The sequence below is a fragment of the Methylobacterium mesophilicum SR1.6/6 genome, assembly GCF_000364445.2.
Taxonomy (GTDB): domain Bacteria; phylum Pseudomonadota; class Alphaproteobacteria; order Rhizobiales; family Beijerinckiaceae; genus Methylobacterium; species Methylobacterium mesophilicum_A.
The window spans coordinates 900,833-920,079 of sequence record NZ_CP043538.1 but is presented as its reverse complement, the minus strand read 5'-3'; the positions used below and the strand labels follow the sequence as shown (position 1 = coordinate 920,079).

Genomic DNA, 19,247 nt, shown 5'->3' with positions numbered 1-19,247 from the left:
CATTTTTGGTATGTGCAGGATGTTCATGCAGGATACTTATGATCATCGCAAGATATATCAGACGTATGCCCCTTGCGCCTGACTAGGCGCCGCACCATGCACATCTAAAGTGCCGCGGTGCGCGGAACGGCCAGGGCAAGGGGGTTGTCGGCCATGAACTTCGTGACCGGGAAGACGACGTCGGTCCGAACTGCACCACGTGACGAGAAGAGGGCGAGGAAGGCCGTGAAGGGGGCGCTCGACGCGACCGTCGACCAGGAAGACCTGCCCGATCTGACGCTCACGGACCGAGCCTATCAAGAATTGGAGGAGCTGATCACGACGCTCGTCCTCCCGCCCGGCATGGTGCTCGGCGAGCAGAACCTGGTTCAGCGCCTCGGGATCGGCCGCACCCCGATTCGGGAAGCCCTGCAGCGTCTCGCCCGCGACGGCCTCGTCGTGGTCATGCCGAGGCGCGGCATCCTCGTCTCCGACATCAACATACGCACCCAGCTGCGCCTGCTGGAGACCCGCCGCGTGCTGGAGCGCCTGATCGCCCGCCTCGCCGCGGAACGGTCCACCAAGGAAGAGCGAGAAGTCTTCGCCGGCCTCGCGCAGGACATGCGCGAGGCGGCCACGGCGTCGGACGACCTGGCGTTCATGCGCCTCGACCGTCAATTCAACGACCTGATCGCGACGGCCTCGCGCAACGAGTTCGCGGTGCGCGCGCTGGAGAGCATGGCGGGCCTGTCCCGGCGTTTCTGGTACCAGCACTACAAGCAGGCCGCCGATCTGCCGCTGGCCGCAAACCTCCACGCCGACGTCTGCGAGGCGGTCGCGCGCCGTGACGTCGATGCCGCCGGCGCCGCCTCGGACAATCTCGTCGACTACATCGAGAGCTTCGCCCGCAAGACCCTCGACGTCTAGTCGACGCCAAGCGCGACTGGACGGCCGAGGTGGTCGCTCGGATCCCTACGAGAGCGGCTCGTGCGCCGGGCCGCCGGATTGCGGCGGCCGTCGATCGACGCGGACCGGGCGGGACGAGCCGCACCGGCGCGGAAGTGCTCAGCGGCCCTCGCGCGGCACGTCGGCGAAGGGCAGCGTCATGCGACGACGGCCGAGGGGGTCGTAGACGTCGACGGCCCAGCCCACCCAGGCGTCGTGTGCGTCCCCTCCCCGCATCAGCGCGCGGGCCGCCTGCTCGGCGAAGCCCCGCAGGTCACGCTCACGCTGTACGAGCCGGCCGCTCAGGTCGAAGACCGCGTCCCGGCCATCGGTGCAGTGGAAGCGGTAACGTCTGGCCCCCATTCACGAACTCCGGATGTGTCCACAGGGCTGCACAGCGATCCGCTGTCCCGCCGGATCATGTTCATTGACCTGCACCGGCGCGTCCTGTCTGTTCCCGTTATGTTCCTATAGCGGGGCGCGGGCATGGACGTCGACCAGGTCAGTTCTCGAAGGTGCGCCCTTGCCTCCCGGGCCGGCTCGCGCGAAGGCGCTGTCCCGTGAATGTCGGCCATGCAGCGCGAGACCCTGAGGCAGTTGCGCGACGAGATCGCGTGCCTGGAACGCGGCACCCGCACGCACGCGACCGCGAGATCGGCCCACCTTCCGTTCGGGGTCGACGCGCTCGACGCCCGGCTGCCGGATGGCGGCCTGCGCCTCGGCGCCCTGCAGGAGATCGCGCCCGCCGAGCCCGGTCTCGCGCACGCGGCGGCGCGTACCCTGTTTACCGCCGGCATCCTCGCCCGCCTGCCCGGTCCGGTACTGTGGTGCCTGTCCGCGCGCGATCTGTTCGCCCCGGGTTTGGCCGGGGCCGGGTTGCATCCCGACCGGGTGATCTACGCCGAGACGTACCGCGACGACGCGGTCTTGCCCCTCTTGGAGGAGGGCGCGCGCTGCGCGGGGCTCGCCGCGGTCGTCGGCGAGGTCTCGCGGGCCGGGCTGACCGGCACGCGGCGGCTGCAGCTCGCCGCCGAAGCCTCCGGCGTCAGCGTGCTCCTGCTGCGCCGCATCGGCCGGGACCCCGCGCCGCTCTCGGCTCCGAGCGCCGCGCTGACGCGCTGGCGGGTGGCCGCGCACCCGTCCGCCGAACTTCCTACGCCCGGCCTCGGCCGCGCGCGCTGGCGGGTCGAGCTCGCCCGCTGCCGCGGCGCGCCGGCCGGGACGGAGGACTGCCGCTGGGTGCTGGAGGCCTGCGATGAGACGGGTCGTCTCGCTCTGGCTGCCGACTTGGTCGACCGATCGGCTGCGGCGCGGCGACACGAGCGCGCCGCCGCGCGATAAGCCCCTCGTCACCGTGATCCGGGACGCGGGCGGCCGCCGCATCGCGGGCGTCTGCCGAGCCGCGCGCGCCGCCTCGCTGCGGCCGGGCATGGCGCTGGCCCAGGCCCAGGCGATGGTTCCGAATCTCGTCGTGGTCGAAGCGCGGCCCGAAGTGGACGCCGCGGCGCTCGAGCGGCTCGCCCTCTGGTGCCTGTGGTGCACCCCCCTCGCCGCCCCCGATCCGCCGGACGGCGTGTGGATCGACGTCGCGGGCTCGGCGCACCTGTTCGGCGGCGAGGCCGCGCTCCTCAAGCGCCTGGCCGCGCGCCTGCGCGGGGGTGGCTACGGGGTGCGTCTGGCCGTCGCCGATACCCCTGGGGCCGCCTGGGCGGTCGCCCGCTTCGCCTCGCGCGGCGCGAGCCCCGTCGTCCCGCCCGGCGGCATGGCGGCCGCGCTCGCCGGGTTGCCGGCGCGCGCCCTGCGCCTGCCGCCCGAAACCGTGGCGGCGCTCGGTGAGGTCGGACTGGAGCGGGTCGCCCACCTCGCCGCGCTGCCGCGCAGCGCGCTCGGCCTGCGGTTCGGGGCCACGGTGCTGCGCCGCTTCGACGAGGCGCTCGGCCACGCGCACGAGGCGATCGCCTGGAGCGCGCCGCCCGCGCTGGTCGAGACCCGGCGCGCCTTCGCCGAGCCGATCTCGGCGCCCGAGACGCTGGAGCGCGTCGCCCGTGAACTCGTGGTGGTGCTCGTCCGCGCGCTGGGCGCGCGCGGGCTCGGCGCGCGCCGCCTCGATCTCGCGGTGCGCCGCGTCGACGGCGACGTGCGCGCGACCTGCGTCGGCACGGCCGCGGTCACGCGCGACCCGCGCCACCTCGCCGACCTGCTCTGCGCGCGCCTGGCGCAGATCGACCCCGGCTTCGGGATCGACGAAGCGGTGCTGAGCGCCGGGCACACCGAGCCGCTGGCGGCAGCCCAGCACGACGGCTTGGCCGCGGAGCCAGGCGCCGAGCGGCCCCCCGACCTCGCCGCCCTGGTCGACCGCCTCGCCGCGCGCGTCGGGCATCGGCGCCTGTTCCGCGTCGGGCCGGTCGAGAGCCGCGTGCCGGAGCGCTCGACCCGGCGGGCGCCCGCGCTCGCCCCGACGACCGGTATTTCTTGGCCGGCGGCACTCGAGCGACCGACCTACCTGATCAATCCGCCCGAGCCGGTGAGCGCGCTGGCGCTGATACCGGACGCGCCGCCGGCCGCCTTCGTCTGGCGCGGGGTTCGCCACCGCGTCGCGCGCGCCGACGGCCCGGAGCGGGTGCGCGGCGAGTGGTGGGTCTCGGACGCCGAGATGGCCTCGGTGCGCGACTACTACCGCGTCGAGACCGCCGACGGCGCCCGCTACTGGCTGTTTCGCGACGCGCCGATGGCCGCGGGGCCGCGCTGGTGGCTGCAGGGGGTGTTCGGGTGACCCGCAGCTGGACGAACGACTGCTCTCCTGCCGAAGGATCGGTACGGCGCCGCGCGGGCGGAGGGCGGGGCCGATGAGCTACGCCGAACTGCAGGTGACGACGCACTTCTCCTTCCTGCGCGGTGCCTCGTCGCCCGAGGAGCTGTTCGCGGCCGCGAGCCTCCTCGGCCTGCCCGCGCTCGCCGTGACCGACCGCGGCTCGCTCGCCGGCGCGGTGCGCGCGCACGAGGCGGCGAAGGCGACGGGCCTGCGCCTCGTGCTCGGCTGTCGCCTCGACCCGCGCGATGGGCCGCCGCTCCTCGTCTACCCGACCGATCGCCCTGCCTACGCGCGGCTGTGCCGCCTGCTCACGCTGGGTAAGCGCGCTGCCGGCAAGGGTGGCTGTGACCTCGCCCTCGAGGACGTGTTCGCCTGGAGCGGCGGCCTCGTCGCGGTCGCGCTCGCCGACGACGATTCCCGCGCCGCACCACCGGATCCGATCGAGGCCGCGCGGACGCTTGCCCGCTTGCGCGCGGTGTTCGGCGACCGGCTCTACGCCGGCCTGACCCGCCGTTTTCGTCAGAACGATCATGCCCGCCTCACGGCGCTCGCCGCAGCGGCGCACGGGGCCGGCGTGCCGACGGTCGCGGTGGGCGACGTGCTCTACCACGCCGAGGAGCGACGCATCCTGCAGGACGTCATCGCCTGCATCCGGCAAGGCTGCACCCTCGAGTCTGCCGGGTTCCAGCTCGATGCCCACGCCGACCGTCACCTCAAGCCGGCGGCGGAGATGGCCCGGTTGTTTGTCGCCCATCCGGGTGCCGTCGCGCGCACCCACGAGATCGTCGAGCGCTCCCGCTTCTCGCTCGACGAACTCACCTACCAGTACCCGGACGAGCGCGCGGATCCAGCGCGCACGGCCCAGGACACGCTGGAGGACCTGACCTGGGCCGGCGTGCGCCTGCGCTATCCCGACGGCGTGCCTGACACAGTGGCGCTGCAACCTCGCCGACCGGCGCTTGGCCCTGACGCTGCGCCTGGCCCGGGAGCTCATCGGCACGCCGCGCCACCTGTCGCAGCATCCGGGCGGGTTCGTGCTGACGCACGATCGGCTCGACGAGCTCGTGCCGATCGAGCCCGCGAGCATGGCCGACCGGCAGGTGATCGAGTGGGACAAGGACGACGTCGAGGCCCTCAAGTTCATGAAGGTCGACGTGCTGGGGCTCGGCATGCTCGGCTGGCTCTGCATCGACGCCATAGCAGCACGCGGGCGCCTGCAGGCGACGCGCGCCTGGGGGTGCCGCGCCTTTAAGTTGTAGCGGTCACCACGGAACCCGTGCTTCAGGGAGTGGGCGCGCGTTAGCCCGTCGATTGCGCCTCTAGGCCGAAGCCGAGCGCCGGAAGCGCATGCCGGACTGACTCGGCCACGTAGGTCGGCGTGAGGTGGGCGTAGTGTTTCTCGGTGACGCGCGTATCGGCGTGCCCTAGCTGGTCGGCGATGACGCGCATCGGCACGCCCTTCATTGCCAACGCGCTGGCGTAGGTGTGCCGCAGGATGTGAAACGTGCACGGTGGCTCAAGGCCTGCCCGCGCTGAAGCTTCGATCAGCGGCCGCTGCTGGTGTGAGGCTCCCCAGGCTCCTCCATCCGTCCGGGAGAACACCAGCGCGGTCCTCGGCCGCTCGGCGGTGAGCGCGGCGAAAAAGGCGGCCCCTTCATCGCTCAGCGCGATGTGACGCGGCTTGGCCTGCTTCGACTTGGCGATCATCACGGTGCGCGACTGCTCGTCGAAGTCGGACGCCCGGATCCGCCCGAGCTCGCCGTAGCGGCACCCTGTCGCCAGTGCGCCGCGCACGAGATCTCGGAATGGCCCGCCGCAGGCATCGAGCAGGCGCCGGCATTCGGCCGCGGTCAGATAGCGGATTTTAGCGGCATCAGCCTCCCGGTAGGGCTTCACTCGGCGCCACGCCTCGTCCGAGCTAGCCTTGCCCTCCTGGAACGCATGGTTGAGCGCGGCTTTCAGGACCGTCAGCACTCGGTTGGCCGTCGCGCGCCGCGCCCGCACGGCTTCAGGGTCCGTCGGATCAACCGCGGCCAAACGTCGTGTTTCTTCCCCAGACGCGGTCCGGCGCAGCTTCGGTGCCTCGGCGAGGTCATGGTGCCAGTCGCGAATGCGTTTCGTTGTCAGCGCTGTCAATTCGAGCGCGCTGAGGGCCGGCAGGATCCGCGCCTCGGCCGCGTAGCGGTCGGCCCGCACGCCTTTTGAGCCTCGTCGCTCCCGCGCGGCGAGGTAGTTGGTCAACGCCGTCGCGACCGTCCAGGGGGCTTCAACCGCCTCCTCATCGAAGCCGGCGAGCTCGCGCGCCTTCCGGGCGAAGTACACACGTGCCCGTTCTTGAGCCTGAGCGAACGAGAACACGGTCAGGCCGTCGGCATCCCGGTTGTCGTCGGCCGCGCCGAGCGCGTCGTAGTGTTGCTTGGTTCTTTCGCGCATCCGCGCGATCCACGTGCCGCCATTGGCGCCGCGCCGGTAGCCCACGGCACAGCCGGCCGAGATCACCGTCCAGTACGGCTCGCGCCGAGCGGTGAGCTTGGCGCGCCCCGAACGTGTGTCGAGCTTGGCGTTGCGTACCGTGCGAGCCACGGCGCCCTCCCCGCTTCCGTACGGAAATCGTACGGAAAAGACGTAGGCGGATGTCAGCGAACCTGCAAGGACGAAAGATGCTGCGTATAGAGCGAATTACGAGTTCGCCGATGTCCGCTGAGAGCTGCAAAACGCACCGTTACCACTCTTTCACGGCGAAAACACGGGTTCGATTCCCGTAGGGCGCGCCAGGGTTTTCAAGACTCGAAGGCGTGTCGCCCGCGTTCGGGGCGGCAACAGCGAACCGTCTGCCCGCGCGGAAGGGTTCACGCCCGAACACGACGTGTCCAGAAATTCGCACGTGCAGCGCTTTTGGAACACGAAAACGCGCCTGCGCCACCAGTCCCGACTCGCTCGCACGGGAAGCATGATCCTCCCTCGGCTTCGCGGACACCCCTGATACGCTCCAGCGATGGCTGCAGCGCGCCGCGGGCGTATGCCTGGATGGCCATACAGCGAACCCTTATTATATATTCGCTGTATGGTTGCGCGGGGTGGGATCAGGGTCGAGCACCGCATGCCGTTCCATCCGGACACCCGATCAGGGCAACGCGCCGATGAGTTGGGATCGTCGCCTGACACGAAGGAAAGCGACTGGCCACTTCCGCCGCGGGCGCAGACCTGCATTCCGGAAAGCCGCCCGCGCGGTCAGCCCGCGCAGGTTTCTCGGGGGTCCGCGGGGTCGTCACAGACACCTGACCCGGACCTGTTTCGTGACGACCTTCTTCGATGGCTGCCTGAATTGAGAGGATTTGCAAATTCGATCACGGCGACGGCAACGCAGGCTGAAGATCTCGTCCAAGAGACCCTCCTCCGGGCTTGGCAGGGCCAAGATCACTATCGCCTGGGAAGCGACTTGAAGGCATGGGTCTTCGCGATGATGCGGAAAAGCTCCTCCTGTCAGACGCGCAAGGCGGAACGCGAGGTTCCTGACGTCGATCGCCTTCGTGAGCCGCCTCAGGGTAAGCCTGTTCGCGCGTGCACGCTTGGCAGAGCCCCCGATAGGGAGCCTTGACGCTCGCCGAAGTGGAAGGAGGTCTCTCGGGCGCCTCTCCACGCTCTGATACACTTTCTGGTTGATGCCCGTGGCTCCGCCGCCTTCGCGCGTGATGACGGCACGGACAAGCCAACCGGTGCCAACCGGTGCGTCCAAACGGAAGCCGTATGCGATGCCACCGTGATCCGGCACAGCGCTCGGGAGGCTGAACGCGGAAAAGCGGTCCTGAAATTTCGGTCAGCCCGGACGCTTTGGTAGTCGTCGCGGGAGTCGACCGCACTTTCAGGAGTGTAGATCGAGGTGGTGCGCGTTCGTGCCGTGATCCGAAAGTCCGATCAGCCCAACGTCGCCATGCGCTCCAGCATCGGCCGGTGTATGGCTCGGTGCCGCAGCAGGCCCGTGCTGCCCATTGGATGAGAACACGATGTTTCCGGTCACGTCGACGTGCGCTGCCGGCGGGTTTGCCGGATTGTGTCCGTCTGCCTGGGATGTCTGAGTCATCGAGGACGGATGATTGCCGCTCACGGTGGTAGGTGTACCTGGGCCTGGAGGATCAGTCGGCCGACCTGAACTGACTTGCGGCCCGAGATCTGCCGCTGCAGCGCCCTTGGCGTGAGGTGCGCCTTGAGCCTCGGTGCCGGGTTGAGCGTGGCCCGGATCCGCGCCGTTCGTCCCGGCCTGTGGCGGGCTTGGCAAGGCTCCGTTCGCGCCGTCGGCTGCACCGTGACCGACAGCGGCGTGGGCGTCCGATCCGGCCTCCTTGAGCTGCCCCGGCGCTTCGGCGCTCTTGCCGGGCGATCCGCCGGCCGGGGTGGCGTTCAGAGCCGCGTCGCTCGCCTCGGCCGGCGATGCGCCTGACTGATGGCCGGCGTTCGCGCCGTCGGCTGCACCGTGGCCGACAGCGGCGTGGGCGTCCGATCCGGCCTCCTTGAGCTGCCCCGGCGCTTCGGCGCTCTTGCCGGGCGGTCCGCCGGCCGGGGCGGCGTTCAGAGCCGCGCCGCTCGCCTCGGCCGGCGATGCGCCTGACTGATGGCCGGCGTTCGCGCCGTCGGCTGCACCGTGACCGACGGCGCCGGGCCGGTTCTGATCGAGTTCGCTTGTGCCGGAATGATCCGCATCAGCAACGGTGCTCGCGGCATGCGAAGCGCCTTCGTCCAAAATCAGGCCGTCTTTCGCGGCGTGATCCTGTCCTCTGGAGCCATCCTCCCGCTGCGGCGATGCCAATCGGCTCAGAGCGAGCTGCGGCAGTGTGGTGACCCCATCGATCTGCGCTGACGGCATCTCGGAAGCCGAATGCCCGTTAGCCAGCGTTGCGCTCGGGGTCTGGGACGCAGCCTCACCCGTTGTGGCGGGCGAGGAATCCGCCTGTCCCGTGCCTTCGGCGCTGCCCGATGCGTCCGCGCCGGCGTCCGCTCGGGTCTCAGGCGAAGGCGAGGAACCCGCGGCGCGGGTTGTGCTCGCCTCCGCAGCTTGAGCCGAGGCCTGATGCGCGGGCTCCAGGCTCGACTGTGAAGGACCGTGTCCGAGCGTCGGGTTTCCGAGGCCGAGGGCTCTGAGATCAGCATCGCCGGGCTGGGGATGCGCGGTCGCGGCCGCATTCGCCTCCGCAGTCGTGAAACCGGATGTACCGTTCGGCGCGTGGTCGCGTGTGCCGGCGGTGAGCGGAACACCCGCATCCGCGGAGCGTGCCGCCTCGCCTGCGGGCACCGGGGAGCCGCCCTGTTCCCACGCGGCGACACCGTTGCCGCCCTGTGAGCCGTCGGTCAGGCCCGGCGCAGTCCCCGGCTCGACATGGTCGGCGGCGAAGGCATCGGCGGCGAAGACCATCGCCGAGAACACGATGACCCCGAACTGCTTGCGATGGCTGTCGCGCTCATCGGCATCGCCGGCATCTCCGGCGCCGGGCGCTCCCGTGGGGAGCATCTGGCCGGCTTGGTCGGCCGGACCCGGCTCGTCGCCCGAACGCTCCTGGTCAGCCGCGAACGCATCCTGGGGTGACAGGCTCAACGCCGCAGCCGCGACGAGGGCGGCGAGCAGGGCGGCCGGATGGACCGAGAGCTTCGTTCCGTCGGCGCCCTGCGGAATCGGGAGGAGGCCCGGGTAGCGTTGGGCGACTTGATTGATGAGGGCGCGGAAATCGCTGCCCCGCATCGGGCTGTCCAGAACCTCCGAGGCGATGACGTAGCTGCCGTCGATCCTGGCGAAATGCATGATCGCGTCGCCGTCCGGCCGGCAGAAGACGAACCAGGGCTCCGCCTCGTCGCTCAGACCCTGTTCGCTGCCGATCTGCAGGCCGGCCCGGATCAGCGCGGCCTCGACGCGGTAGAACTCCGCGAGCTCCTGCTGCGACCAGCCACCCTGGCTGGTCGATGCGGGCCGGAAGAAGGAGATGACCGCACCCATCGGGACCTCACTTCCGCACGTGGACTGACGAACGGGCTTTATCGTTCATGGAAACCGTGTCCGAGGGCCTCGAAGAAGGGTGCGACCAGGTAGTCGAGCGCGGTGCGCTCGCCGGCCGATACGACGACCTCGGCGGGCAGGCCCGCCAGGAGACGGGGCCGTACGTCCTCCGGCAAATGGTGATCGTCGATCTCGACCGTGCCGGCGAAATAAGGTTGCTTCGTCCCCTCATCGAGCAGGCGGTCGCGCGAGACCATGGTCAGCCTTCCGAAGATGGCCGGCGTGCGGCGCGTCTGGAAGGCCGGGAACTTGACCTCGGCCCGCATGCCGGCATGGACAGCCTCCAGATCGTTCGGCGCGAACTGGACGCTGATCACGAGCCGGTCGTTGGTCGGGACGATCTCCATTAGCGGCTCGCCGGAACGGATCACCTGCCCGATCGTGTAGACCTTCAATCCCTGGATGACACCCTGATGCGAGGCCCGGACCTCGTGCCGCCGGAGAACATCCTGGGCGACGATGAGCTTCTCACGCAGTTCGGCGATCTTCTGGCGCGTGTCCAGAAGCTGTGCCGTGAGCGCTTCCTGAAGCTTCTGCTTGAGTTGCGCCGCCTGCAGGCCCGCCTCGTTGATGCCGTTCTGCGCCTTGGCGGTTTCTGCCACGGACCGCCCGATCACACCCTCGAGGCGTGCGTGCTCGCGTTCCATCATCAGGACGCGGGAGAGGGGGATGAGGTTCTTCTCGCGCAGACCACGCAGGCCTTCCAGCTCCTGCTGGATTAGGGCGACCTGTTGCTCGACCGAGGCCTTCTCGACGGCGAGACCGGAAATTTCCGTCTTCAGCTGCGTGACGCGCGCCTGAATGAGCTCAAGCTGGGCCTGAAAGGACGCGCGCCGCTCCGACAGCTGACTGGCTTGGTCGTCGATCATGCGGGCGACGGTACGGTCGTCTCGTCGCGACGCGATCTCCGGCGGCAGGACCAAGTCCGAAGCCTGTTCCTGCTCGGCGCGCAACCGCGCCTCAAGGATCAGGGCCGCGTCGAGCTGACCGCGCAGCAGGTCGTTGCTGGCGCGCGACTGCACGGGATCGATACGCAGCAGGACGTCGCCCGCGTGGACGGTCTGCCCGTCCCGCACCAGCACCTCCTGCACGATGCCGCCCTCGAGATGCTGCACCACCTTGCGGCTGCCTTCCGCGACGATCACGCCGGGACTGATGACCGCCCGGTCGAGGCGTGCGGTGGCGGCCCAGCTCCCGACGACACCGAACGTCGCGACGATGACGGCGTAGCCGGCGACGGCGTACACGCGCCAGTTGGTCGGACCGCCGCCCGCCCGCTCCACGTCAGGCGTTCGCCGCAGGGGCGACAGGCTCGGCATCGCGGCTCGCGAGTGGGTCATCGCCTATCCCGCGCTCCGCTGTGCCTCGGCATCCCGGCGGCTCTGGGAGGCCTGGGGGCTGACGGACGGCACTAGGGTGGGGACCGGGCGCGGGCCGGTGATCTGTGACAGAACCTGCTCCGCCGTGCCGTCGATCTGCAAGGTGCCCCCGCTCATGAGCAGGACGCGGTCGGCCTCCGCCAGCAGGCTCACCTTGTGGGTCACGATCACCACCGTCGTGCCCGACTGCTTCAGCTCCGCCAAGGCCCGCATCAGCGCAGCCTCGCCGAGCTGGTCGAGACTCGCATTCGGCTCGTCCAGAACCACCAAGCTCGGCTCGCCGTAGAGGGCGCGGGCCAGCGCGATGCGCTGACGCTGGCCGCCGGACAATCCCTGTCCATCCCGCCCGATCACCGTGTTGTACCCGTCCGGCAGGGACTGGATCAGCTCGTGACAGCCCGCCCTCCGGGCAACCTCGATGACGCGCGCATCGTCCACGTCGGCGAACCGCGCGATGTTCTGCGCCACCGTGCCGTCGAACAGCTCCACGTCCTGAGGCAGGTATCCGACGTGCTGGCCGAGCGCCTGCTTGTCCCAGTGACGCAGGTCGGAGCCGTCGATGCGCACGGTGCCGTCGAGCAGGGGCCAGACCCCGGTCAGGGCGCGCACAAGAGTCGATTTGCCGGCCGCGCTCGGTCCGATGATGCCCACGAGGCTGCCGGGCTCGAGCCGGAAGCTCACCGCGTTGAGGATCGGCTGCGTCGAGCCGGGGGCCGCGACAGAGATGTTCTCGACCTGGATCGCGCCCTGCGGGCGCGGCAGCATCAGGCGGCGGGTCTCCGGCTTGGCGACATCGATGAGATCCGTCAGCCGCCGGTAGCTGGCGCGGGCGGCCGTGAAGCCCTTCCAATTGCCCACGACAGCCTCGATCGGCGCGAGGGTGCGGCCGATGATGATCGACGCGGCGATCATCGACCCGGCGGAAATCTCCCGGTGGATGGCGAGGTACGCGCCCGCCCCCAGAACCAGGGTCTGCAGGAGCATGCGGACGAACTTCGTCACGGCGACGATCATGCCGGCGCGATCGCTCGCACGGGCCTGAAGGGCCAGGACCTCATCGTGGCGCCGGCGCCAGAGACCGCGCAGGGAGGCCAGCATGCCCATGGCCTGCAACACTTCCCCGTTCCGGAAGACCGCGGCGGCCTGCTGTCCCGCCTCCCGCGAAGCCCGGCTGGCGGCTTCGAGGGTCCATCGCGTCGCGATCTCGTTGAGCAGGGTCAGCCCGAGAATCGTGCCGCCCCCCACCAGCGCCATCCAGCCGAACCAAGGATGCAGCACGAAACAGGCGAGCAGGAAGATCGGAATCCAGGGCAGGTCGCAGAACGCCAGCATCCCGCCGCCCGTCAGGAATTCGCGCAGGATGTCCACATCCCGCAGCGCCGTGTCGTGCCGGGCCCCGGGCCGGATCAGCATGCCGCGATGGGCGGCATCGAAGATCGGATCGGCGATCTCCTGGTCGAAGATCACGCCCCCACGCACCAGAAGGCGCGACCGCAACATGTCCAAGGTCGCATAAACGGCAAGACCGACAGCCGCGATCAGCGTAATCCCGACGAGCGTCGTCTCACTTCGGCTCGGGATGACGCGATCGTAAATTTGAAGCATATACAGAGGACTGACAAAGAGCAGAAGATTGATGAACAATCCAAAGATCACAGCCGTTGTCAGGACGGGCCGGAGTGCACGCAGGCCCGTGGTCAATGTCGACTGCAGCGAATGATCGCCCATATCGCTTTCTTCCTGCAATCGGCCAGCGCATCAAAGGCCTTGGTAAACCCACCTCGGGCCATCATCGTGTCGAAGGCCATCGGGAGCCGACGTCCGCGCCCGCGAACGCAGGGTCTGGTCGTCGACATGTCCGAGCGGCCGATGCGAAAGACCATACGGCAGTCTGGCCATTGGCACCCTCCTTCATGCTGGCCCCTGAGGTCGACATGATAGGGCCATTCAGTGGGCTGCCAAGCATCTTGTCGCGGGGGCGACCCAGTCCGCCAGCTTGTGTCTGGACAGCGCGTAGCCGTCACAGCTATATGGTTTTTACTGTATAGCACCGCGTGCAGCCGCGATCGCGCGCAGGAAGGCAAAACCTCGTGTATGCGCATTACCAACGCCTGGATTCGGAGGAGGTGCTGGAGCTGCGTCGCGAAGGTGGGCGGTATCTGAAGGAATTGCGGGAGGCGCAGGGTCTGTCACAACGACAGCTCGCCGCCCTCGTGGGTGCGGAATACTATACATTCATCTCGCAACTTGAGACGGGGCGCGGCCGAATCCCTCCGGATCGCTACCGGGCCTGGGCGGATGCGCTGAAAATCGAGCCCCGGGAATTCGTCCGGAACGTGATGCGCTTCTACGATCCGATGACTTACGAGATCCTGTTCGGCGATCCCACGAACCCTGGCACGGACAACGAAGCCTAAGGCCCGTCATCCATCCTCAGAGACTTGATTCATCCTCTGAGACTTGGGCGCGTCGATGGGAAGGCTCTGAAAGCGGACAGAGGCGGGGCGCCTGTTCAAGGCGTGGTCTGGTCGGCATCGTGTGCCGTCTGCGATCCGAACCGCGACGCGTCCCGCGACGCTTTGTCGGCCGACGATACGGGCGCACCGATCGCGGCCATAAGGATCCGTAAACCATCAATCCAGGTATCGGCCTCGGCGCGTGAGATACATCCCGAACGCTTGAAGATCCTGCCGGACTCGAGCGTTACGATAACGTCGAAACAGCCGTCCGATCTGTCTTCTATCCAGTAGACTACGTTCTGCGGCATTGTCGCTGCCTGGCGGCTCCTCTTCGAACAACGGCAGGAGCCTCTTGAACCTGCTCCGTGGCCTCGCTCCGATCCGGCGCCGTTTCAGGCCCCTCCCCCTTGGTTTTGCACGGCCTGAGGCCACACGGGCGCGCCGAAGGCAGCGCCGAGGCCCGGGCCTCCCCGGACGCGGCGAACCTCACGGCTTGCGCTCGCCCCACCGACCCCGACGCTCACCGAACGGAGCCCCCACAAACGCACAAGGCTCAGAGAACGATCCTCCGGTTGCGGGGTTAGATGTTCACTGTACAGTCAGGTGGCGGGGCCGATGCCGAAGGGTGGACGCTTGAAGACGCGCATTTTCGGCAAGCCTTCGCCGGATGACCGGTCGCGCGTCGCCGGCACGCCGGGCACGCGGTGAACCTTGGTTCGCCAGCACAGCTGATGCTTCGAGAGGACATGTTTTGACGGACAGGGTGATGAGCGAAGGGGCGGTGCCTGATCGGCCGAGACCACCTGCCCCGCTGGATGCGGCTTCACTTCCTGCCGGGGTGCGGGATCACCTCGGCGCTCACCTGCGCGTCGCCTACGAAGCGCTGGCGAGGCCGCAAACGCCGCAGCGCCTGCTCGATCTCGTCGCGCAGCTTGACGCCGTTCTGGATGGGCAAAGCCGCGAGAGAGCCTTGGCTTTTCGCGCAGAGCTGACCGAGGCGCTTCCTGGACTTCGCGCGTTCGCTCTGTCGCTCATCGCCGACGCCTCGCGCGCCGACGACTTGGTGCAGGAGACCGTCCTGCGGGCCTGGGCTCGCCAGGAACTGTTCACCCCAGGCTCGAACCTGAAGGCGTGGCTCTGCACCATCCTGCGCAACCAGTTCTATTCCGAATGCCGCAAGCGGAAGCGCGAGATCGAGGATGTGGACGGCGCTGCTGCGGCGCAGCTTACCGCTCCGGCCGCCCAAGAGCACGGTTCCGACCTGCACACGGTCTGGTCCCATATCGGCAAGCTGCCTGAGCTTCAGCGCGAGGCCCTGCTGCTCGTGGGTGCACAAGGCCTCACGTATGAGGCCGCCGCCGAGGTGATGGGTTGCCAGACCGGCACAGTGAAGAGTCGGGTGAGCCGCGCCCGAGCCCTGCTCGTCGCGGAACTCGCCTAGGACGCGCAACGTCATCTTCATAGGCCCGGCCGCCGACGAGATCGCGGACGCCATCCCGCGCTGGGTCGGAGCGGCCGGCGGCGGGGTCATCAAGCCCGGTCAGCGGAGTGCTGCCCACACGAACGCCCCGTCCGGCGCGCGGTCCGTCCAGGCCCGGTTGTCGGGGGCGGAACGTCGCCCTCCGGCGCTTCGGTTGCCCGCGCGAACGAGAGGATGTCGAAGGGCCGAGAGCGCAGCGAATATCCCGCGGTGATCTTCGCCCTGCTTCTCGAGGCTTGCTTCAGGCAAGATCGAGTTCGAGAACCAAATCCGTCAGGTAGAAGGCGATGCGGCGGCTCGCTTCGCGATCCTCGCAATCGACGCAGAAGCCGACTGTGAAAGGCTCACCTTCGTAGCGGCGCAAGACGGACTCGGCCATCAGGGCGGCCTCGCGCTCCGCTGCCGCGGTGAGGACGCGTCGGCCATCGCGGGTTTCCAGCGTCACCCGGAACTGATTGTGAGGCATCTCAGGGTGGTCCCCAGCCAATGCAGGCGGCCTTAGTCGGACCGGTGCATGGGCCCTCTAACGTCCCCGGCAGCCAAACCGATCCAGCGCCGTACAGCAAAACTGCGACACGGTCGGCGCGGGCGTTTTCAGCCGAGGGTCGCCTCCGGGCATCGGTGCGCGGTGTTCATTGATCACGCGGGCCAAGGCAGCACGCGGACGACGTTCCGAGTTGCCGTGCCCTTCGATCTTTTTCGCTGTTCTGGCGGGTCGCCACGGTCGTCAAGCTGGGCAATCAGCCACTTCCCCGCCCTCCGCACCGTGCCTGCGGCCTGTCTGCCTGGGCCGACACCCAATCAGTGGCGATCCTGTGAAGGCATGGGTGAAAACATGGGTGAAGGCATGGGTCTTGGCTGGCCCACCATCGAGGCGGCCATGACGAATCTCGCATGTCACAAGACTTTCGACGCCGCGTGCTGCGAGGTCGCAGCCGGCTGCAGCCGCACGGCCCTCGGAGACTGACGGCCAAAAACGAAGACGGGGCGCCCCATAGGGCGCCCCGGGAGATTCTCCGAACGGAATCGGCCGCTCAGTCGTCCCAATCGTGATGGCGATGGTAGCCGCCGTCGCGACGCTCGATCACGCGCACGCCCGGGCGATCCCAGTCGCGATGCCGGAAGCCAACGCCGCGGTAGCCGTCGCGATGGTTCTCCCGCACGATGACGCGGGAATGGCCGTAGCCCGGTCCATAGCCATAGCCGCCGCCCCACTCGTGGGCCTGGACGGTCGAGGCGGCGCCCACAAGAGCGGCACCGGCAGCAAGGGTCAAAGCGATCTTCTTCAAGTTGAGTCTCCGGTTCAGCGATTGCTCCAAGAACGTCATCGTCTGGAAAACGGTTCCATGAAGTATGGCTCCGGATCTGGCGGTGCCGTTAACCTTTTTCGGCCCCGGTCTCGCCAGCAATCTACCTGACATCGCGGGCAGCGCGCCCGACACGGAACGGTTTAGGTTGTCCGGGCGTCTCTGGTGACCTGTCGTCGCGCATCAAGCGCGGGCTACGATGCGCGTCCTCTGCGGGATCGTGGCACATGGGCCTGAGAGCATGCTCGCCACCACCCACCTTGCCCTGATCAACGTCTTCACCGGTGACATCCAGGGCGGACTCGGTCCCTTCCTGGGAACCTGGCTCGCCGAGACAGGGGGATGGTCGCCGGCGCGGGTCGGGTTCGTCACGACGCTGGTGGGCGTCGGCGCGCTGTGCCTCAGCGGGCCCGCCGGCGCCCTGGTCGACCGGATTGGACGGCCTCGTCTCCTCATTGCCGCAGCCTGCGCCGCGATCCTGGCCGGCACGCTGCTGGTCATGCCGGCCAAATCCTTCCCGGCCGTGTTCACCGCCCAGATGCTGGCGGCCGCCGGTGGCGTGCTCCTTCTCCCTGCTGTCACCGAATTGACCCTCGGCATCGTCGGCAAGGACCGCTTCCCGAAGCAGCAGGGTCGCAACCAAGCCTGCAATCACCTCGGAATCCTCGTCGCGGCGGGCCTCATCAGCTTCGGCTCCGTCCCATTCGGGCCCGCCGTCGCCTTCTGGGTGCTCGGTGCCATGGCCTTGCTGGCCATCGCGGCCAGCGTGACAACCCCAGGCCACTGCTACAACGGACGCCGCGCGGTCGGCTGGAAGGAGGACGATCCGGACGACAAGCCGGAACGGGCGAGCTCCCGCAGCGTGCTCTCGAATCGCAAGCTGATGGTGCTGGCCGTGGCACTCGCGCTGTTCAACCTCGGCAACGGCGGCATGTTGACCTTGCTCGGGCAGAAGCTCGTGGCGGCTGGCTCCGACGCCACGGCTTGGACAGCCCGCTACGTCATGGTCGCGCAGTTGGTCATGATCCCGGTGGCCCTCTTCGCAGGCTCCCTCGCCGACAGGCGCGGGCGCCGCAAGCTCCTGCTGGTCGCCCTGGCTGCGTTGCCGGTGCGGGCGGTCCTGTCCGCCTTCATCGATGACCCGGTGTGGCTTATCGCGGCCGAGATCTTCGACGGCGTGGCCTCGGGCATCGTCGGGGTCGCCGTGCCTGTGGTGGTGGCGGATCTCACCTGGGGCTCGGGCCGCACCCAGACGGCGCTCGGCACCGTCAACGCGGTACAGGGCATCGGCGGCGCGCTCTCGGCCTGGTACGGCGGCCTGGCCCAGTCGATGGTGGGCTGGACCGGCTCGTTCCTGGCACTCGGGGCCCCCGCGCTGATCGCCCTCGCCCTGGTCGTCTGGCTTGACGCGACCTGCGAACCGGGACGCCGGTCGCGCCGGCGCGAGCGCGCGGCCGCGAGCCTGCAGCCTGCCTGACCCGGGCGCGGATGGCCCACACGTTCATGCGTCGGCCTCGCCGAGGCGCGGTGCTCGGCGATTCGGCGCTCCGCGGGACGCGTGCGCGCTCGGACTGGGATTGTCCCGCCTTTGTGAACCGTGAGGGGGACTTCGCTGAGCAGGCTTGGTTTGGACGCCTCCGGGGCAGTTTCCTGCTCATGGGCAGTGGGTGAGCGGTATCCGGGCGCCGAGTGGCGACGCAGTGGATTGTAGAAGCCCTCGACGCAGCTGAAGCGGGCCATCCGAGCCTCGGCCTGCGAGCGGAAGCGACGGCGGGCGAGCAACTCGCATGCGAGGGTCGAGAAGAAGCTCTCGGCCATGGCGTTGTCGGGGGCGTCGCCGACCGAGGCCGTCGACGGGCGCACACCCGCCGCTCGGCGCCGACTTCCGAAGACCACCACGGTGTCCTGCGAGCCTTGAACCGAGGGGTGGATCAGTGTCGGTGGCTCTCCCGCCGCTCCTGCTGGGCACCGGACGTCAGGCCATCGAAGACCTCGTACCCAGCGCTTCGCCGAGCAGATCGAGCAGGCCGACCGCGAAAGTCCGCATGTTGGTGAGCCGGTCGGCCATGTCGGTTTCGATCGTTGCGACCCACTCGCCGGGGCCGCTCACGGCGATGCAGGTATGGCCAGCGGCATCGCCGTAGCGATTGCCGCTCGGACCGGCTGCGCCGGTCTCCGCGATGCCCCAGGTCGCGCCGTGGCGCTCACGGACCGTTCGAGCCAGGAGCATTGCGTACGTCTCCGAGGCCGAACGCAGGCCGGCCATCTCCGCCTCCCCGATGCCGAGTAAGGCCGATCGCGCGGTCGCCGTGTAGATCACGGCGCCGCCGAGGAAGTACGCGCTGGCGCCAGGAACTGACAGCAGAGCCGCCGATACCAGGCCGCCGGCAGATGACTCCGCCACAGCGATGGTCTGGCCTCGCTTGGTCAGAATGGCGCCGATCCTGTCGGCCTTCGACACCAGATCGTCCATCGCGCGCTTCCCTGCTACCGCCTGCTCGCCGGCCACGTCGCTACGACATCACCGTCGGCTCGCAGCTCGACCCGGTGGCTATGCGCATCGTCGCGCGCCTTGCACAGGTCGATCGCCGAAGCGAAGCGGGTCCGAGCGGCAAGCTCGGTCTCGACATCCTCGGAGATCACCTCCTGGTCGTCGCGGAAGGTCATCACCCGGAAGGGCGGGCGGCACTCCAAATCGCTGGCTTCCATCGTCGCTCCCGGGCCCGATCGAGTCCGAACGCGCCTCGGCCCACGATGATCCCGGTCACCCTTGGGTGTTGCGGTCGCCGGGCCGGAGATCCACGGATGCGCCACGGGCTCAACGTCCTGCCCGTCCCATTGCT

Annotated in this window: 16 protein-coding genes and 2 pseudogenes; 8 read left to right on the top strand and 10 right to left on the bottom strand. The window is 68.9% G+C overall.

What is annotated here, in order from left to right; all coding sequences use genetic code 11:
* The first annotated feature begins 153 nt into the window (after window positions 1-153).
* On the top strand, window positions 154-906 hold the full coding sequence (locus tag MMSR116_RS04250) for a GntR family transcriptional regulator (protein WP_039894806.1): 753 nt from the start codon (window positions 154-156) through the stop codon (window positions 904-906).
* Window positions 907-1,044: 138 nt separating this feature from the next.
* Here MMSR116_RS04250 and MMSR116_RS04245 read toward each other — a convergent pair whose 3' ends face one another.
* Window positions 1,045-1,287, bottom strand: a complete 243-nt coding sequence (locus tag MMSR116_RS04245; protein WP_010687187.1) for a DUF6894 family protein — start codon at window positions 1,285-1,287, stop codon at window positions 1,045-1,047.
* Window positions 1,288-1,488: 201 nt separating this feature from the next.
* Between MMSR116_RS04245 and MMSR116_RS04240 the strand changes: the two genes are divergently transcribed.
* The 3 genes and pseudogenes from MMSR116_RS04240 to MMSR116_RS04230 form a co-directional block, all read left to right on the top strand.
* A complete protein-coding gene (locus MMSR116_RS04240; protein WP_010687186.1) occupies window positions 1,489-2,265 on the top strand; it encodes a hypothetical protein in 777 nt (258 codons plus the stop codon).
* Window positions 2,180-3,697 (top strand): DUF6504 family protein, encoded by a 1,518-nt coding sequence (locus MMSR116_RS04235; protein ID WP_083920329.1) that lies wholly within the window; start codon window positions 2,180-2,182, stop codon window positions 3,695-3,697. Before MMSR116_RS04240 ends, MMSR116_RS04235 begins: the two co-directional genes overlap by 86 nt.
* A 73-nt stretch (window positions 3,698-3,770) precedes the next feature.
* Window positions 3,771-4,911, top strand: a pseudogene (locus tag MMSR116_RS04230) (PHP domain-containing protein); the annotation flags it as partial.
* 124 nt (window positions 4,912-5,035) lie between these two features.
* Here the strand turns inward: MMSR116_RS04230 and MMSR116_RS04225 are convergent.
* A complete protein-coding gene (locus MMSR116_RS04225; RefSeq protein WP_010687183.1) occupies window positions 5,036-6,319 on the bottom strand; it encodes a tyrosine-type recombinase/integrase in 1,284 nt (427 codons plus the stop codon).
* A gap of 412 nt (window positions 6,320-6,731) precedes the next feature.
* On the opposite strand from MMSR116_RS04225, the gene MMSR116_RS04220 reads away from it, so the two are divergent.
* The gene (locus MMSR116_RS04220; protein WP_348529337.1) at window positions 6,732-7,334 is read left to right on the top strand and encodes a sigma factor; all 603 of its coding nucleotides are present in this window, start codon (window positions 6,732-6,734) and stop codon (window positions 7,332-7,334) included.
* 264 nt (window positions 7,335-7,598) lie between these two features.
* Here MMSR116_RS04220 and MMSR116_RS04215 read toward each other — a convergent pair whose 3' ends face one another.
* Genes MMSR116_RS04215 through MMSR116_RS04205 form a run of 3 tightly spaced genes read right to left on the bottom strand, consistent with a single transcriptional unit; the run spans window position 7,599 to window position 12,886 of the window.
* Window positions 7,599-9,719: a hypothetical protein gene (locus tag MMSR116_RS04215; RefSeq protein ID WP_010687180.1), complete on the bottom strand. Its 2,121-nt coding sequence runs from the start codon at window positions 9,717-9,719 to the stop codon at window positions 7,599-7,601.
* A 38-nt stretch (window positions 9,720-9,757) separates the two neighbouring features.
* Complete coding sequence (locus MMSR116_RS04210) at window positions 9,758-11,119, bottom strand: HlyD family type I secretion periplasmic adaptor subunit (protein ID WP_010687179.1); 1,362 nt, start codon at window positions 11,117-11,119, stop codon at window positions 9,758-9,760.
* 3 nt (window positions 11,120-11,122) lie between these two features.
* Complete coding sequence (locus tag MMSR116_RS04205) at window positions 11,123-12,886, bottom strand: type I secretion system permease/ATPase (RefSeq protein WP_010687178.1); 1,764 nt, start codon at window positions 12,884-12,886, stop codon at window positions 11,123-11,125.
* Between the two features lie 362 nt (window positions 12,887-13,248).
* Here MMSR116_RS04205 and MMSR116_RS04200 point away from each other — a divergent pair, with 362 nt between their 5' ends.
* The gene (locus tag MMSR116_RS04200; protein ID WP_010687177.1) at window positions 13,249-13,575 is read left to right on the top strand and encodes a helix-turn-helix domain-containing protein; all 327 of its coding nucleotides are present in this window, start codon (window positions 13,249-13,251) and stop codon (window positions 13,573-13,575) included.
* Window positions 13,576-14,383: 808 nt separating this feature from the next.
* Window positions 14,384-15,058: a sigma-70 family RNA polymerase sigma factor gene (locus tag MMSR116_RS04195; protein ID WP_010687176.1), complete on the top strand. Its 675-nt coding sequence runs from the start codon at window positions 14,384-14,386 to the stop codon at window positions 15,056-15,058.
* Window positions 15,059-15,338: 280 nt separating this feature from the next.
* On the opposite strand, the gene MMSR116_RS04190 is transcribed toward MMSR116_RS04195, so the two are convergent.
* Entirely contained in the window at window positions 15,339-15,563 is a 225-nt protein-coding gene (locus MMSR116_RS04190) for a hypothetical protein (RefSeq protein ID WP_010687175.1), read from the bottom strand.
* A gap of 568 nt (window positions 15,564-16,131) precedes the next feature.
* On the bottom strand, window positions 16,132-16,386 hold the full coding sequence (locus MMSR116_RS04185) for a hypothetical protein (RefSeq protein WP_010687173.1): 255 nt from the start codon (window positions 16,384-16,386) through the stop codon (window positions 16,132-16,134).
* A gap of 259 nt (window positions 16,387-16,645) precedes the next feature.
* Between MMSR116_RS04185 and MMSR116_RS04180 the strand changes: the two genes are divergently transcribed.
* Window positions 16,646-17,881 carry an MFS transporter gene (locus MMSR116_RS04180; protein WP_039894801.1) on the top strand — a complete coding sequence of 412 codons (1,236 nt, stop codon included), beginning with the start codon at window positions 16,646-16,648 and terminating at the stop codon, window positions 17,879-17,881.
* Between the two features lie 170 nt (window positions 17,882-18,051).
* On the opposite strand, the pseudogene MMSR116_RS04175 reads toward MMSR116_RS04180, so the two are convergent.
* The 3 genes and pseudogenes from MMSR116_RS04175 to MMSR116_RS04165 all read right to left on the bottom strand — a co-directional run.
* Window positions 18,052-18,333 (bottom strand): annotated as a pseudogene (locus tag MMSR116_RS04175) (integrase core domain-containing protein); the annotation flags it as partial.
* Between the two features lie 46 nt (window positions 18,334-18,379).
* Window positions 18,380-18,877 (bottom strand): CinA family protein, encoded by a 498-nt coding sequence (locus tag MMSR116_RS04170; protein ID WP_010687171.1) that lies wholly within the window; start codon window positions 18,875-18,877, stop codon window positions 18,380-18,382.
* Between the two features lie 14 nt (window positions 18,878-18,891).
* Window positions 18,892-19,113 carry a hypothetical protein gene (locus MMSR116_RS04165; protein ID WP_039894799.1) on the bottom strand — a complete coding sequence of 74 codons (222 nt, stop codon included), beginning with the start codon at window positions 19,111-19,113 and terminating at the stop codon, window positions 18,892-18,894.
* Between the last annotated feature and the right edge of the window lie 134 nt (window positions 19,114-19,247).